Annotated in this window: 13 protein-coding genes; 3 read left to right on the top strand and 10 right to left on the bottom strand. The window is 71.9% G+C overall.

Features of this window, described 5'->3' with window-relative positions; translation table 11 throughout:
- Both JT362_RS35665 and JT362_RS24955 read right to left on the bottom strand, forming a co-directional pair.
- A partial coding sequence (locus JT362_RS35665) for a glycosyltransferase (RefSeq protein ID WP_375546553.1) occupies positions 1-304 on the bottom strand: 304 nt, incomplete at its 3' end.
- Between the two features lie 196 nt (positions 305-500).
- On the bottom strand, positions 501-1,547 hold the full coding sequence (locus JT362_RS24955) for an alpha/beta fold hydrolase (protein WP_260194135.1): 1,047 nt from the start codon (positions 1,545-1,547) through the stop codon (positions 501-503).
- 75 nt (positions 1,548-1,622) lie between these two features.
- On the opposite strand from JT362_RS24955, the gene JT362_RS24950 reads away from it, so the two are divergent.
- Positions 1,623-2,438 (top strand): SAM-dependent methyltransferase, encoded by an 816-nt coding sequence (locus JT362_RS24950; RefSeq protein ID WP_260194134.1) that lies wholly within the window; start codon positions 1,623-1,625, stop codon positions 2,436-2,438.
- A 194-nt stretch (positions 2,439-2,632) separates the two neighbouring features.
- On the opposite strand, the gene JT362_RS24945 is transcribed toward JT362_RS24950, so the two are convergent.
- The 3 genes from JT362_RS24945 to JT362_RS24935 are packed head-to-tail and all read right to left on the bottom strand — an operon-like array spanning position 2,633 to position 6,096.
- Positions 2,633-3,862, bottom strand: a complete 1,230-nt coding sequence (locus JT362_RS24945; protein ID WP_260194133.1) for an SAM-dependent methyltransferase — start codon at positions 3,860-3,862, stop codon at positions 2,633-2,635.
- 16 nt (positions 3,863-3,878) lie between these two features.
- A complete protein-coding gene (locus JT362_RS24940) occupies positions 3,879-5,231 on the bottom strand; it encodes an FAD-binding oxidoreductase (protein WP_260194132.1) in 1,353 nt (450 codons plus the stop codon).
- 43 nt (positions 5,232-5,274) lie between these two features.
- On the bottom strand, positions 5,275-6,096 hold the full coding sequence (locus JT362_RS24935) for a hypothetical protein (protein ID WP_260194131.1): 822 nt from the start codon (positions 6,094-6,096) through the stop codon (positions 5,275-5,277).
- Between the two features lie 57 nt (positions 6,097-6,153).
- Here JT362_RS24935 and JT362_RS24930 point away from each other — a divergent pair, with 57 nt between their 5' ends.
- Positions 6,154-6,519 (top strand): hypothetical protein, encoded by a 366-nt coding sequence (locus JT362_RS24930; RefSeq protein WP_260194130.1) that lies wholly within the window; start codon positions 6,154-6,156, stop codon positions 6,517-6,519.
- Here the strand turns inward: JT362_RS24930 and JT362_RS24925 are convergent.
- Positions 6,516-8,384, bottom strand: coding sequence for a Xaa-Pro dipeptidyl-peptidase (locus JT362_RS24925; RefSeq protein ID WP_260194129.1), 1,869 nt, complete (start codon positions 8,382-8,384; stop codon positions 6,516-6,518). The genes JT362_RS24930 and JT362_RS24925 overlap by 4 nt on opposite strands.
- A 104-nt stretch (positions 8,385-8,488) precedes the next feature.
- On the bottom strand, positions 8,489-8,929 hold the full coding sequence (locus tag JT362_RS24920) for a MarR family winged helix-turn-helix transcriptional regulator (RefSeq protein WP_260194128.1): 441 nt from the start codon (positions 8,927-8,929) through the stop codon (positions 8,489-8,491).
- Between the two features lie 58 nt (positions 8,930-8,987).
- Here JT362_RS24920 and JT362_RS24915 point away from each other — a divergent pair, with 58 nt between their 5' ends.
- A complete protein-coding gene (locus JT362_RS24915) occupies positions 8,988-9,518 on the top strand; it encodes a hypothetical protein (protein WP_260194127.1) in 531 nt (176 codons plus the stop codon).
- Here JT362_RS24915 and JT362_RS24910 read toward each other — a convergent pair.
- Genes JT362_RS24910 through JT362_RS24900 form a run of 3 tightly spaced genes read right to left on the bottom strand, consistent with a single transcriptional unit; the run spans position 9,490 to position 14,222 of the window.
- Positions 9,490-10,644 carry an acyl-CoA dehydrogenase family protein gene (locus JT362_RS24910; RefSeq protein WP_260194126.1) on the bottom strand — a complete coding sequence of 385 codons (1,155 nt, stop codon included), beginning with the start codon at positions 10,642-10,644 and terminating at the stop codon, positions 9,490-9,492. The two genes, JT362_RS24915 and JT362_RS24910, sit on opposite strands and share 29 nt — an antisense overlap.
- A 2-nt stretch (positions 10,645-10,646) precedes the next feature.
- Positions 10,647-12,605 (bottom strand): acetyl-CoA carboxylase biotin carboxylase subunit, encoded by a 1,959-nt coding sequence (locus tag JT362_RS24905; protein ID WP_260194125.1) that lies wholly within the window; start codon positions 12,603-12,605, stop codon positions 10,647-10,649.
- A gap of 3 nt (positions 12,606-12,608) precedes the next feature.
- On the bottom strand, positions 12,609-14,222 hold the full coding sequence (locus tag JT362_RS24900) for a carboxyl transferase domain-containing protein (RefSeq protein WP_260194124.1): 1,614 nt from the start codon (positions 14,220-14,222) through the stop codon (positions 12,609-12,611).
- Between the last annotated feature and the right edge of the window lie 98 nt (positions 14,223-14,320).

Genomic DNA, 14,320 nt, shown 5'->3' with positions numbered 1-14,320 from the left:
CGCTGCCGCCGCGGGCCCCCCCGGGGGGGGGGGGCCCCCCCCCCCCCCGGGGGGGGGGGGGGGGCCGGCCCCCCCCCCCCCCCGCCGCGGTGCGGTCGGTCGACTGGTCGTCGACGATCACCAGCTCGTAGTCGACGACACCGGCCAGCGCCTGGCGGATCCGGCCGGTCAGCGCCGGCAGGTTCTCCGCCTCGTCCTTCGCCGGTACCACGATCGATAACAGCGGGGAGCCGGCTAACCGCTCGTCGCTCCCGACACCGTTGTTCGAAGTCGGTCTGGCGTTCAACCGGTGCAGGCTGCCCATGGCAACTCTCCTCAACTGATCACGCACACGGTGCGGCCGCCGCTGCGCCCCGGTGATCACAGTCGACACCCCCGACCCTCTGTGTGCCTCCTATACAGCCTCGACCAGATCGGTAACGGCTCCAAGGGACGCATGACCCAATGCGACTGGGAAAATCCAGAACGTAACAGACCGATGAACCATGTCGTGGGCGCGGTCAGCCGGCGTGGGTGGCGAGGAACTCGTCGACGTACCGCCAGGTGGTCGTGCGCGCGCCGCGGCCGGCCAGCACGCCGAGGTGACCGCCAGGCGCGGTCTCGAACCGGACCTCTCCGGCGCCGGACAGCACGTCGACGAGCCGGCGCACGGCGCGCTGGGGCGCGATGGAGTCGCCGGTGCCGGCCACCACCAGGACCGGCGCCGTCACCTCGCGCAGTGAGATCCGCCGGCCACCGAAGTCGACCTCGCCGTCGGAGAGGTCGTTGGCGCGGAAGAACCGGTGGTACATCTGGCCGAACGTCCTCCCGGGGTACGCGGCCATGTTGTCGGTGAAGCGGTCCACCGCCTCCAGCTGCGCGAGGAAGTCCCGGTCGTGCAGGTGGGACAGCACGGCGTACGGCTTGGTCACCACCTTGTCCAGGGCGGACAGCTGGAACACCCGCTTCACCAGTGCCCTCGGGGCGCTGCCGAGCGCGCGGTAGACCGGGGTGAGGATCCAGCCGTTGGTGACGTCGACGAGCGGCTTGATCGGGGCGATGAGCGGGATCGCGGTCATGTCGATCGGGGCGGCCACCGTCGCGATCGACGCCACCGGGAGCTCCGGCTGGTCGGCGTGGGTGAGCAGGGACAGGATGCCGCCAAGGCACCAGGCCACGACGTGCACCGGCCGGCCGCCGGCGTCCGTGCTGGCGGCGCGGATCGCCCTCGGCAGGACCTCGTCGATCCAGTGCTCCAGACCCAGCCTCCGGTCGCCGAAGCGGACCGTGCCGTAGTCGACCAGGTACACCCGCCTGCCCTGCTCGACCAGGTGCTCGGCGACGCTGCAGCCGCGGCGCAGGTCGAAGCACAGGGACGGGGCCGCGAGCGGCGGAACCAGGAGGACCGGCTCGCCGTCGCCGGGCGGCACGAACCGGTACACCGAGCGGTTGGGGCCCTTGTCGATCAGGGTCCTCGGCATCGGGCGGAGGTCGGCGACGCCACCGCGCAGGGCCTTGTCGAGCACGTTGTCGAGCACGTTGCCGGTCGCGTCGGAGAACCAGGTCATGGGGTCATCCTGCGCCGAACCGATCGGTGTCTCGATCGAGGGTCGGATCACCCGGCCGGTGATTACGATGCGTGCATGGCGTCTGCGGATCGGCCCGACTGGGCACCGGAGTCCATCGACCTCGACCGGCCGAACGCGGCCCGGGTCTACGACTACCTCCTCGGCGGCGCGGCCAACTTCGAGCAGGACCGCGAGTTCGCGAACAAGCTGCTCGAGGTCATGCCGGAGGCCAGGGCCGCCGCCCGGCTGAACCGGGCGTTCCTGCACCGCGCGGTGCGGTACTGCGTCGGGGCAGGGATCCGGCAGTTCGTCGACGTCGGATCCGGCATCCCGACCGCGGGGAACGTGCACGAGATCGCGCAGGAGCTCGCGCCGGAGTGCCGGGTGCTCTACGTCGACAGCGAGGCCGTCGCGGTGACCCACAGCGAGCTGATCCTGCACGACAACGACCGCGCCGAGGCGATCCGCGCCGACCTGACCGACCCGGCGGCGGTGCTCGAGTCGCCGGCGGCCGGGCGGCTGATCGACTTCGCGGCGCCGGTGGCCGTGCTGATGGTGGCCGTGCTGCACTTCATCCCCGACTCGGCGCAGCCGCACGCCGCGGTCACCCGCTACGTGGAGGCGATGGCCCCGGGGAGCCTGCTCGTGCTCTCGCACGGGGTCGAGCTGCCGGTGGCGGACCGGGCGGCCGAGATCGACGAGCTGTACCGGCGCAGCGCGAACCCCGGCGTGCGGCGCACCCCGGACGAGGTCGCCGCGTTCTTCACCGGTACCGAGCTGGTGGAGCCGGGCCTGGTGTGGACCCCGCAGTGGCGCCCGGAGTCGCCGAACGACGTCGGCGAGCACCCGGAGGCGTCGCTGGTCTACGCCGGAGTAGGCCGCAAGCCCTGACTCGCGAGTCGTACCTTCCCGTCCGGCGAGTCGTACCTTCCCGTCCGGCGAGTCGTACCTTCCCGTCCGGCGAGTCGTACCTTCCGGGAGCGTACGACTCGTGCGACGGGAACGTACGACTCGCGCGACGGGAACGTACGACTCGCGCGACGGGAACGTACGACTCGCGCGACGGGAACGTACGACTCGCGAGGTCACCAGGTGGGGCGCAGCGGCATGCCGGACGTGGTGCCGTAAAGGCGGACGCCGAGGATCTGGTGGAGCTGGACGGTGTTGCGTTCGAAGCCGAGGCGGGAGCCGGCCATGTACAGGCGCCAGACGCGGGCGCGGGCGGTGCCGACCTCGCGGACGGCCTCGTCCCAGTGGGTGTCGAGGTTCGCGCACCAGGCCTGGAGGGTGCTGGCGTAGTGCTCGCGCAGGTTCTCCTCGTGGCGGACCTCGAAGCCGTTGTCGTGCATGGCCGACACCAGGTGGCCCGGGCTCTCCAGCTCGCCGTCCGGGAAGACGTAGCGGTTGAGGAAACCCCCGACCTTGGACGGCTGGGAGTTGTCGGGGCGGGTGATGCAGTGGTTCAGCAGGCGTCCGCCCGGGCGGAGCAAGGCGTGCAGGGAACGGAAGTACTCGGCCAGTTGGGCCTTGCCGATGTGCTCGGTGAGGCCGATCGAGCTGACCGCGTCGAAGCCGGTCTCGGCGACGTCGCGGTAGTCCAGGTGCCGGACCTCGGCCAGCTCGGTCAGCCCGGCCTCGGCGATCGCCTTCTGGCCCCACTCCGCCTGCTTGCGCGACAGCGTCACGCCCAGCGCCCGCACGCCGTAGTGCCTGGCCGCGTGCATCACCATCCCGCCCCAGCCGCAGCCCACGTCGAGCAGCCGCATGCCCTCGCGCAGGCCGAGCTTGCGCGCGACCAGGTCGTGCTTGGTCCACTGCGCCTCCTCCAGGGACGCCTCCGCCTCCGGGTAGACCGCGCACGTGTAGGTCATCGACGGGCCGAGGACCCACTGGTAGAACCGGTTCGACACGTCGTAGTGGTGGGTGATCGCCTCCTGGTCCCGCGCCTTGGAGTGACGTCTGCCGTGCAGCCGGGACTCCACCGCGGGCGGGCTGGTCGGCCACCAGAGGCGGTAGGCACCCAGCCGCGCGGCCATCTCCAGCCGCAGCTTCACCGGGATCCCCTCCAGCGTCGCCGCCGACATGCTCGCCAGCGCGGTGTACATGTCGCCGTCGATGTCCAGGCTGCCGCTCACGTACGCCCTGGCCAGGCCGAGCTCGCCGGGCGCGGACGCCAGGTGCGACATGGCCAGCGGCGAGCGCACCACCACCCGCGCCGGGGCGTCGGCGTCGCCGGCCCGGCTCCCGTCGAACGCGGTGAACGACAGCGGCGCGTCCCGCCCGATCGCCCGCTCGAAGATCTCCGCCAGCCGCATGACTCGCTCCTTCCCCCTAACGGTTTCCCACGCACTTCGCGTACAGGTCCGGGAGCCGGCCGTCCAGGTCGTAGGTGCCCTTCAGCTTCCGGTAGGTCTCCCCGTCGTAGAGCCGCCAGAACTCGTCCTCGTCGAAGTAGGAGTCCGAGTACAGCGACTTGTGCCCGCCCAGCTCGGTGACCTTCGCCTCGATCAGCCGGTTGTGGTGGCCCGGCCGCTGACCGGGACGCAGCGGCACCGTCGCCCAGAAGCCGACGTTCACGAACAGGCGGTGAGGCGGCATCGGGTACAGCGGCCACCCGGTCGGCTCGCGCAGCCTCACCGGGCACAGCCAGACCGGGCGGATGCCGATCTCGGTGTCGAAGAACTCCAGGAACTCGGCCAGCCGCTCCACCGGGACCTCGATGTCCTGGATCACCGGCTCGCGCTCGGGGTTGCCGAGCAGCCGGTCGACCCGCGCGGACAACCCGTACCGGCGGTCCAGCGCGACGATCCGGCGGTACACGTCCGAGCGGAGGTACCGGCGCGGCCACAGCCGGCGGACCAGCGGGTGCTGCGCGCCGAGCGCCTTGGAGCACCAGAACCAGTCGGTGTCCCAGCGCCAGAGGTAGTCGCGGACGGTGAGGTAGTCCTCGGCGCGATCCCGGACCGAGTGGTAATAAATTCGCCCGCCCGTGTAGTCGGACACCCACGGTGCCTCGTCGGTGAAGGTGCCGAGCGTCAGGTACTGCTCGTCGCGCGCGAACACGGTGCCGTCCACGAAGTCGACCGACGCGTCCACGTCCTGGATGGCGGCCGCACACGCCGCCGCCGAGCCGTACCCGACGTGCCGGAGCGCGACGTACGGCCTGACCGGCGCCAGCTCGATCAGCAGCCGCAGCGCGTAGCCCAGGGTGCCGTAGGAGTTGGGGAAGCCGAAGTACAGGTCGCGGTGCTCGTTGTCCGGCCGCGCGACCACGACCTCGCCGGCCGGAGTGAGGATCTCCAGCTCCAGCACGGCCTCGTGCGGCATCCCGGCCCGGAACGAGGTCGACTCGATGCCGAGCCCGGCGACCGCGCCGCCGAGGGTGATGGTCTTGAGCTGCGGCACCACCGTCGGCATCAGCCCGTGCGGCAGGGTGGCGTCGACCAGGTCCTCGTAGGTGGTCATGCCGCCGACCTCGGCGGTCCGGGCCACCGGGTCGACGTGCAGGACGCCGGCGAACGCGCTGACGTCGAGCGCGCCGGCCGGCGGCGGCTCGCGGAAGCGGAACAGGTTCGAGGTCGGCTTGGCGAGCCGGACGGGGCTGCCGTCGGGCAGCGCCGCGAGCTTGGCCCGCAGCGCGCTCAGTGCCTGGTCGTGGGCGATCCGTGCAGGTGAGCGGCTCACACTCCGATGCTAACCCCGACTGGTTCGCACCGCTAATGAAAACTCAGCGGGAGCGGTACTCGTCGAACAGCTCGGTGACGTAGGCGAGGAACAGCCCGGCCGCGCCGATCACCCCCGCGATCGGGTGCAGCCGCGCGAACCCGTACGCCATCTCGCAGCCCTTGTACGAGGGCGCGGACTCCCGGACGTCGGTGAACCAGTCGTAGAACGGCACGCGGGCGCGGGCGAGGTCCGGGTGGATCAGCCACCCGTACATCGCGAGCAGGTCCAGCGCGAACGGCCGGTTGCGCAGCGCCCAGCGGTAGGTCTCGGAGAACTGGTAGAACCGCTCCTCCGCCGGCGTCGCGTACTGCCCGTGCCGCTCGGCGAGGACGACGCCGTGCTCGGTGGAGGCCTGCTCGGCCAGGCTCCACGCCCGGTCGTGCGCGCCCCGGGTGGCGAACGAACCGTCCGCGACCCCGGTGATGTAGTCCGCCCACAGCACCGACCCCGGGTTGCCGAAGTCGTCGGTGGACCGGCCGAGCGCGATCGCGAGCCCGCGCTCGATCCCCTCCACGATCCCGGCGTCCACGTAGGACACCCAGGTGCCCGGGGTGCCGAGCCCCTTGTCCCGGAAGAACGTGATGACGCCCTCGATGTTGCGCCACCGGTCGTCGACGCCGAGCAGCGCGCCCGGCCCGGACTGCAGGCCGCGGACGAGTTCCAGCCGCTCGGCCATCGTCAGCAGGTTGATGTCCTCGGCCGTGCAGTCCAGCGCAGCGACGCACTCGGCCGGCGTGCGGCGGGTGTCGGCGGCCGCCGGGACGGCGACGCCCGACGCGAGGATGCCGAGCAGGGACAGGAACAGGACGAGACGTCGGCCCATCGGCACTCCTCGGGTCAGCTGGCGTCGCGGCCGCCGGCGGTGGTGTAGTTGGTCCCCGTGATCGACGTGACCCCGGTACTGCGACGGATGCGGGAAGAGCGGCGGCCATGGGCAGCGCGACCCGCCTCGATGGTGGCGAACGTGCTCGCCCGCGCGGTGGGCGCGCGCGTGGACGCGGATGCGCACTGGTACTGCCTGGTCGACCAGGAGGTCCGGATCGCGATGGTGTCCGCGGCGTGGCCGCTGCTCGTCGCCACCGAGTCGGTCGCCGCGCACGCCCCGGACATCGCCGTGCTCGCGGCGCCGACCATGGACGACCCGGTGTTCCGGTGCGCCCGCCCCGTGCTGCACGGCGTGTTCGGCGACCGGGATCTCGACCCGGACGCCTTCTCCGGCAACGACCTCTGGTTCGCCACGGTCTAGCGCAGCCCGCCGACGATCGGCAGGGTGACGGTGCTGCGGTGCGGGAACACGGTCAGCTCGGTGCCGGGCAGCGGGCGCAGCGTGTAGTGCATGTCGGTGGACACGATCACCAGGCCGATCCGGTGGCCGGCCTGGAACACGTAGTCGTCCGGTTCGAGGTCCCAGCGGAAGGTGTACTCGCGCCCCTGCTGGATCGGCGTGCTGCGCTCGATCGAGTGGCGGTTCTGCACGTCGGTCCAGCCGCGGGTGACCATCACCGGCTCGGCGGTGGATCCGGGCGGGCCGTAGTCGACGACGACCGCGGTGAGGTTGGCCGCGTACCGGTTGTCGACCGAGGCGCGCAGCGACACCGACGGGGTGCCGCTCAGGTGCGCCGGCTCGCGCAGCGGATCGGAGGTGTAGACGAGGCGGTTCTGGTTGGCCTGGTCGGGGTTGGGCAGCAGGTCCACGTCGGTGTCCAGCTCGCGGCCCGCGTCGGTGAACGACTGGCGCGGGCGCGGGCCGGGTGTCTTGCGGGTGGACAGCGTGCCCGGCTCGGTGGCGTTGGGCGCGGCGAGGTGCAGGCGGGTGTCGCGGGCGCCGGGGACCGGCCAGTCGGCGTACTGCTCGTAGCCGCCGTCGGGGCGCTGCACGTCGGCGCGGGGCTCGTCCATGATCCCGTTGTCGATGCCGAACAGCCAGTGGTCCATCCAGCGGTGCAGGGTGCGCGGGAAGTCGTTGGCGGAGCCCGGGCCGCCGTGGCCGCCGCCGTGCAGCCAGATCTTGCGCGGCACGTCGTACCGTTCCAGCCGCTCCCACCAGGACACGGCGGCCTTGGGCATCACGTTGTAGTCCTCGAGCCCGTGCACGACGAACACGCTGGCCTCGACGCCCTTCGCGCGGTGCAGGTAGTCGCGCTCGTGCCAGTAGGCGTTGTAGTCGCCGGTGGTGCGGTCGGAGTACTGCAGCATGGGGTCGGTGACGAACCGGCACTCCTCGCGGCGCGGGCCCTCGATGAAGAACGCCAGGATGTCGAGGTCCTCGCCCTGGAAGGCGTTCTGCCCCCGGCCGGAACGGTTCGAGTGCGGCGCGCGGACCAGGCCGTTGGCGCGGTAGTAGTCGTACCAGCTGGAGATCGCGGAGACCGGGACGATCGTGCGCAGGCCCTCGACGCCGGTGGTGGCGACCTGGTTGGGCAGGGTGCCGTTGTAGGAGACGCCGAGCATGCCGACGTCGCCGGTGGACCAGTCGGCGGTGACCGGTTCGCCTGCCTCGTTCCAGGCGGCCGCGCGGCCGTTCAGCCAGTCGATCACGGCCTTGGTGCCGAGGGTCTCCTCCATGCCGCCGACGGTCGGGCAGCCGTCGGAGAACCCGGTGCCGATGCTCTCGCCGAGCACGACCGCGTAGCCGCGGGGGACCCAGGTCTCGTCGAGCGAGCCGGGGAGGTTCGGGAAGGGCCGCGGGCCGCGGGTCTCGGCGGCCGCGAGGGCGTGCCGCGGGCGGAGGTTCTCCTGCGGGAGCCGGGCGAAGTCGACGTTGTGGTTGGCCGCGGAGCCGCCGTTGTAGCGGTACGGGCTGTGCTCGAAGACCACCGGGACCCTGATCCCGTCGGACTCGGTCTCGCCGGGGCGGGAGAGCTGGATCCGGACCCGGTCGCGGACACCGTCGGCGTCGCTGTCGACCTGGGTCTGGACGAAGACGGTCTCCTCGATCGCGTCGGCGACGTCGAACCCGGGCGCGCTGACCCCGTCCTCGACGGTCAGCCAGGGCGGCGGTGTCGGCCGGTCGTCCCCGGCTGGGGCGGCGGTCGCCGGAGCCGCGACCAGGGTCGCGACCAGCGGCGCGACCGCGCCCGTGAACAGCAGCAAGCGACGCGCCAGGCGCATGAGGGCCTCCGAACGACCGCAGGGCAGAGGAAGCAATCCTAAGACGACACCGGCCAAGGTGGCGGCTTCACAGTTGCCAGTGCAAACCCATGCCCGCCCGGGGTTCATCGCTGACGGGCGCTGATCCGTCTGGTCTGGTCGCGCAGGATCTCGACCGTGCGGGTGAGGTAGTCGGCGATCACCTCTCGTTCCTCCGTGGTGTAGCGGCTGATCATCGCGGTCATCTCGGTGGCCAGGGAGCCGAAGATCTCGGCGGAGGCGCCGGCGCCGTCGGCGACGGTGAGCAGGACGCGGCGGCGGTCGGCGGGGTCGACGTCGCGGCGCACCAGGCCCGCCCTGGTCAGGCGGTCGACCATGCCGGTGACGGCGCCGGGCGTGAGGCCGACCTCCTTGGCCAGGGCACCCGCCGACATGGCGCCGTGACGGGCCAGGACACCAAGGGCGCGCTGGTCACCGGCGGTCACGCCGAGGTGCGCGCCGACGGCCTCGTGGAACATCACCACCGCGGTGCTCAGCTCGCGGCCCAACTCGGCTCCCGGATCCATGCCATCACTTTAGCCCACTGGATAGTTTAGTATGGTGAAGTAAAACGAGGAGGGTGACATGGGACTGAAGTGGCGGGACGAGTTGCGGTTGGCGGCGGCGGCGCCGCGCTGGAGTTGGCGGTTCTACCTCAGACACCTGCCGCTGGTCGGCGGGCTGTCGCTGATCCCGTCCGTCCAGCGGCTGGTCGTCGTCGGGTCGGATGGGCAGTTGCTGCCGGGTTGGCTCAACACGACGTCCGAAGTGGTCGTGATGGGCGTGCGGGTGTTGCTGGTCGTGCTCGTGTGGCGGATCGCGTTCGCCGGCGCCCGGCCGGACTGGAACCGGGCCAGGGCGTTCGTCGACACGCACTGGCGCGGCCTCGTCTGCCAGAGCGCGTTCCTGGTGGCCGCGTTCGGGTTCTTCGGCGTGTTCGCCGAGCAGGTCGTTGGCGGGCTGCTGCCCGAGTCCGCCCAGCAGACCTACCTCGCCGTGCTGCTGTTCGTGAAGAACCCGACGGTCATCGCGTTCACAATGGTCTGGGTGGTCGGCGCGATCCGGCAGGCCGCCTTACCCGTGCCGGCTACCGCAGCCCCAGTTCCCGCGCGATGAGCATGCGCTGCACCTCGCTGGTGCCCTCGCCGATCTCGAGGATCTTCGCGTCGCGGTAGAACCGGCCGACCGGGAACTCGTTCATGAACCCGTAGCCGCCGAAGATCTGGGTCGCGTCGCGGGAGTTGTCCATCGCCGCGTTGGACGACACCAGCTTGGCGATCGCGGCCTCCTTCTTGAACGGCTCGCCGCGTTCCATCTTCGCGAGCGCGGCGTAGTACGCCAGGCGGGCGGTGTGCGCGCGGGCCTCCATGTCGGCGATCTTGAACTGGATCGCCTGGTACTCCCCGATCTTGTGGCCGAACGCCTCGCGCTCGCCGACGTACCGGAGGCTCTCGTCGACACAGCCCTGGGCGAGGCCGACCGACAGCGCCGCGATCGCGATCCGTCCCTCGTCGAGGATGGACAGGAACTGGGCGTAGCCGCGGCCGCGCTCGCCGAGCAGGTTCGCCGCCGGCACCCGGCAGTCGGCGAAGGACAGCTCGCGGGTGTCGGAGGCGTTCCAGCCGACCTTCGAGTACTTCTTCGACACGGTGAACCCTGGCGTGCCGGCGGGCACGATGATCGCGGAGATCTCCTTGCGGCCGTCGGGTTTCGTACCGGTCACCGCGGTGACCGTGACCAGGCCGGTGATGTCGGTGCCGGAGTTGGTGATGAACGACTTGGTGCCGTTGATCACCCACTCGTCCCCGTCCAGGCGAGCGGTGGTGAGGGTGCCGCCGGCGTCCGAGCCGCCGCCGGGCTCGGTCAGGCCGAAGCCGCCGAGCATCTCGCCGGAGCACAGGGCGGGCAGCCACCGCCGCTTCTGCTCCTCGGTGCCGAACCGGAACACCGGCATCGCCCCGAGGGACACGCCCGCCTCGAGGGTGATCGCGACCGACGAGTCGACCCTGGCCAGCTCCTCCAGGGTCAGGCACAGGGCGGTGAAGTCGCCGTCCATGCCGCCGTAGGTCTCCGGGAACGGCAGGCCGAACAAGCCCATCCGGCCCATCTTGGCGACCAGGTCGTAGGGGAACTCCTCGCGCTCGTAGAAGTCGCCGATGACCGGCGCGACCTCCTCGCGGGCGAACTCCTCGACCGTCTTGCGCAACGTCTCGTGCTCGTCGCTCAGCCGAAAGTCGATCATGCCTACTCCTCCGGTGGGGTCACCACGGCAAGGGGTTGGTTCAGCGCGACCTGTTGGCCCGCCTGGACGTGCAGCTCGGTGAGCACGCCGTCGACCGGTGCGGTCACGGTGTGCTCCATCTTCATCGCCTCGACCACCACCAGCGGCGCGCCGGCCGCGACGGCCTCGCCGACCGCGGCCTTCACCACCAGCACGGTGCCGGGCATCGGGCTGGTGACCGGTCCGCCCGCCGCGGCGGTCGCGGACTCCCCGGACAGCAGCGAGAACTCGTCGACGGCCCAGGTGTGCCCGCCGGCGGCGAGCCAGAGGGTGTCGCCGTCCTGGGCGCGGCGGAACGACGTGGTGCGGCCGGCGGCGGTGACCCGCAGGCGGTTGCCGTCCCGGCGGGCGGCGGCGCGCACCGGCTCGGCGTCGTCGACGGTCACCGTGGCCGCGTCGGGGGTGCCGGCGACCCGCACGGTCACCCGCCGGTCACCGCAGGCCAGGCGGAACGGGGTGCCGGCGACGCCGCCGAGCCGCCAGCCGTTCGGTACGTCCCACGGGTCGACCACGTCACCGTCGGGTTGGAGGGCGAGTAGTTCGTCGAGGGCGGCGGCGACGAACACCAGGTCCGGCACCTCGGCGCCGGTGAGGCCGGGGAGCTTGCGCTCCACCAGGCCGGTGTCCAGCCGGCCGGCGCGGACGTCGTCGTCGGCGAGCAACGCGCGCAGGAACGCCACGTTGGTGCCGACGCCGAGCACGGCGGTGTCGGCGAGCGCGTTCGACAGCCGGCGCAGCGCGGCCGGGCGGTCCGGGCCCCAGGCGATCACCTTGGCCAGCATCGGGTCGTAGCTCGAGCCGACGACGGTTCCGGTGCGCAGCGCGGAGTCCACCCGCACGCCGTCGCCGGCCGGCTCGACCAGGCCGAGCACGGTGCCGCCGGTCGGCAGGAACTCCCGCGCCGGGTCCTCGGCGTAGACCCTGGCCTCCACGGCGTGCCCGGCGAAGTCCACATCGGACTGCCCGAACGGGAGCGGTTCCCCGGCGGCGACGCGGAGCTGTTGGGCCACCAGGTCGATGCCGGTGACCTCCTCGGTGACCGGGTGCTCGACCTGCAGGCGGGTGTTCATCTCCATGAAGAAGAACTCGTCCGGACGGTCGCCGGGCACGATGAACTCGACGGTGCCGGCGCCGGTGTAGCCGACCGACCGGGCGGCCTCGACCGCGGCCGCCCCCATCCGCTCACGGTCCACATCGGACAGCAGGGGCGACGGCGCCTCCTCGATGATCTTCTGGTGCCGTCGCTGCAGGCTGCACTCGCGCTCGCCGAGGTGCACGACCGTGCCGTGGGTGTCGGCGAGCACCTGGATCTCGATGTGCCTCGGATCGTTCACGAACCGCTCGACCAGCAGGGTGTCGTCGCCGAACGATCCCCGGGCCTCGCGCCGGGCGGACTCCAGCGCGGCCGGCAGGTCGGCGGCGCGCTCGACCCGGCGCATGCCCTTGCCGCCGCCGCCGGCGGACGGCTTGACCAGGACGGGGTAGCCGACCTCCTCGGCGGCCGCGACCAGGTCGTCGTCGGACATGCCGGCGAGCATCCGGCCAGGCACCACGGGCACGCCGGCCGCGGCGACGGTCCGCTTGGCGCGGATCTTGTCGCCCATGGCCTCGATCGCGGCCGCGGGCGGGCCGACGAAGACCAGCCCGGCGTCGGCGCAGGCGCGGGCGAAGTCCGCGTTCTCGGCCAGGAACCCGTAGCCGGGGTGCACGGCCTCCGCGCCGGTCTCGCGCGCGGCGGCGAGGATCGCGGGGACCGACAGGTAGCTGTCCACCCGGACGGCCTCGTCGGCCTCCCGCACGTGCCGGGCGCCCGCGTCGGCGTCGGTGTACACGGCGACCGAGCGCACGCCGAGGCCGGCGAGCGTGCGGCACACCCGGACCGCGATCTCCCCGCGGTTGGCGATCAGAACAGTGGAGAACATCCGTCACATCCTGAAGACGCCGTAGCGGACCGGTTCCAGGGGCGCGTTGGCCGCGGCCGACAGCGCCAGCCCGAGTACCTGCCGGGTGTCGGCCGGGTCGATCACGCCGTCGTCCCAGAGCCGGGCCGTCGAGTAGTACGGGTGGCCCTGGTCCTCGTACTGGGCGCGGATCGGGTCCTTGAACGACTCCTCGTCGTCGACCGGCCAGTCCTCGCCGCGGGCCTCGAACTGGTCGCGGCGGACCGTGGCGAGCACCGACGCCGCCTGCTCGCCGCCCATCACCGAGATCCGCGCGTTCGGCCACATCCACAGGAACCGGGGCGAGTACGCCCGACCGCACATCGAGTAGTTGCCGGCGCCGAACGAGCCGCCGACGATCACGGTCAGCTTCGGCACCCGCGCGCACGCCACCGCGGTCACCATCTTGGCGCCGTGCTTGGCGATGCCGCCGACCTCGTAGTCGCGGCCGACCATGAACCCGGTGATGTTCTGCAGGAACACCAGCGGGACCGAGCGCTGGTCGCACAACTCGATGAAGTGCGCGCCCTTGACGGCGGAGTCGCCGAACAGCACGCCGTTGTTGGCCACGATCCCGACCGGGTGCCCGTGGATCCGGGCGAACCCGGTGACCAGGGTGGTCCCGTACTCCTTCTTGAACTCGCGGAACCGGCTGCCGTCGACCACCCGCGCGATCACCTCGCGCACGTCGTAGGGCGTCCGCGAGTCGGTCGGCACGACCCCGTACAGCTGGGCGGGGTCGACGACCGGCTCCTCGGTGCGGGTGACCTCCCACGGCCGGGGCGTGCGCGGACCGAGCGTGGCGACGATCGAGCGGACGATCGACAGCGCGTGCGCGTCGTCCTCGGCGAGGTGGTCGGTGACGCCAGACCGCCGCGAGTGGACGTCGCCGCCGCCGAGGTCCTCGGCGCTGACCACCTCACCGGTGGCGGCCTTCACCAGTGGCGGGCCGCCGAGGAAGATCGTGCCCTGGTTCCGCACGATCACGGCCTCGTCGCTCATCGCCGGCACGTAGGCGCCGCCCGCGGTGCAGGAGCCGAGCACGGCGGCGATCTGCGGGATGCCGCGGGCGGACATGGTGGCCTGGTTGTAGAAGATCCGGCCGAAGTGCTCGCGGTCGGGGAAGACCTCGTCCTGGCGGGGCAGGAACGCGCCGCCGGAGTCGACGAGGTACACGCACGGGAGGTTGTTGTGCAGCGCGACCTCCTGCGCGCGGAGGTGCTTCTTGACCGTCATCGGGTAGTAGGTGCCGCCCTTGACGGTGGCGTCGTTGGCGACGACGACGCACTCGCGGCCGCTGACCCGGCCGACACCGGTGATGATGCCCGCGGCCGGAGCCTCGTCGTCGTACATGCCGGTGGCGGCGAGCGGGGACAGTTCGAGGAATGGCGAGCCGGGGTCGAGCAGCGACTCGACGCGGTCGCGGGGCAGCAGCTTGCCGCGGTCGACGTGGCGCTGGCGGGCCTTCTCGCCGCCGCCGCGCGCCGCCGTCGCCGAGCGGGCGCGCAGGTCGTCGACCAGCGCGGTGTGCTCCTTGACGTACCGCTGGAAGGCGGGGTCGCTCGGGTCGGCCCCGCTGCGCAGGACGGGCGCGTCCATCAGGCTCCGTTGTTAGTGACCGTTAACTACGAACCCGATGTTAGCCGCGCGCGGATCGGGGGGCAATGCGATGAAGGCTCCCTTCGTCGCACTCGACG

Source organism: Actinophytocola gossypii, assembly GCF_025165815.1.
Taxonomy (GTDB): Bacteria; Actinomycetota; Actinomycetes; order Mycobacteriales; family Pseudonocardiaceae; genus Actinophytocola; species Actinophytocola gossypii.
Note: the sequence above shows the minus strand (reverse complement) of the source record. Positions and strands in the feature narration are given on the sequence as shown.

Coding starts and splice junctions, on each gene's coding strand:
- JT362_RS24955 (WP_260194135.1), bottom strand. CDS start 1,547: ATGACCTGGTTCTCCGACGCGACCGGCAACGTGCTCGACAACGTGCTC.
- JT362_RS24950 (WP_260194134.1), top strand. CDS start 1,623: ATGGCGTCTGCGGATCGGCCCGACTGGGCACCGGAGTCCATCGACCTC.
- JT362_RS24945 (WP_260194133.1), bottom strand. CDS start 3,862: ATGCGGCTGGCGGAGATCTTCGAGCGGGCGATCGGGCGGGACGCGCCG.
- JT362_RS24935 (WP_260194131.1), bottom strand. CDS start 6,096: ATGGGCCGACGTCTCGTCCTGTTCCTGTCCCTGCTCGGCATCCTCGCG.
- JT362_RS24925 (WP_260194129.1), bottom strand. CDS start 8,384: ATGCGCCTGGCGCGTCGCTTGCTGCTGTTCACGGGCGCGGTCGCGCCG.
- JT362_RS24920 (WP_260194128.1), bottom strand. CDS start 8,929: ATGGATCCGGGAGCCGAGTTGGGCCGCGAGCTGAGCACCGCGGTGGTG.
- JT362_RS24915 (WP_260194127.1), top strand. CDS start 8,988: ATGGGACTGAAGTGGCGGGACGAGTTGCGGTTGGCGGCGGCGGCGCCG.
- JT362_RS24910 (WP_260194126.1), bottom strand. CDS start 10,644: ATGATCGACTTTCGGCTGAGCGACGAGCACGAGACGTTGCGCAAGACG.
- JT362_RS24905 (WP_260194125.1), bottom strand. CDS start 12,605: ATGTTCTCCACTGTTCTGATCGCCAACCGCGGGGAGATCGCGGTCCGG.
- JT362_RS24900 (WP_260194124.1), bottom strand. CDS start 14,222: ATGGACGCGCCCGTCCTGCGCAGCGGGGCCGACCCGAGCGACCCCGCC.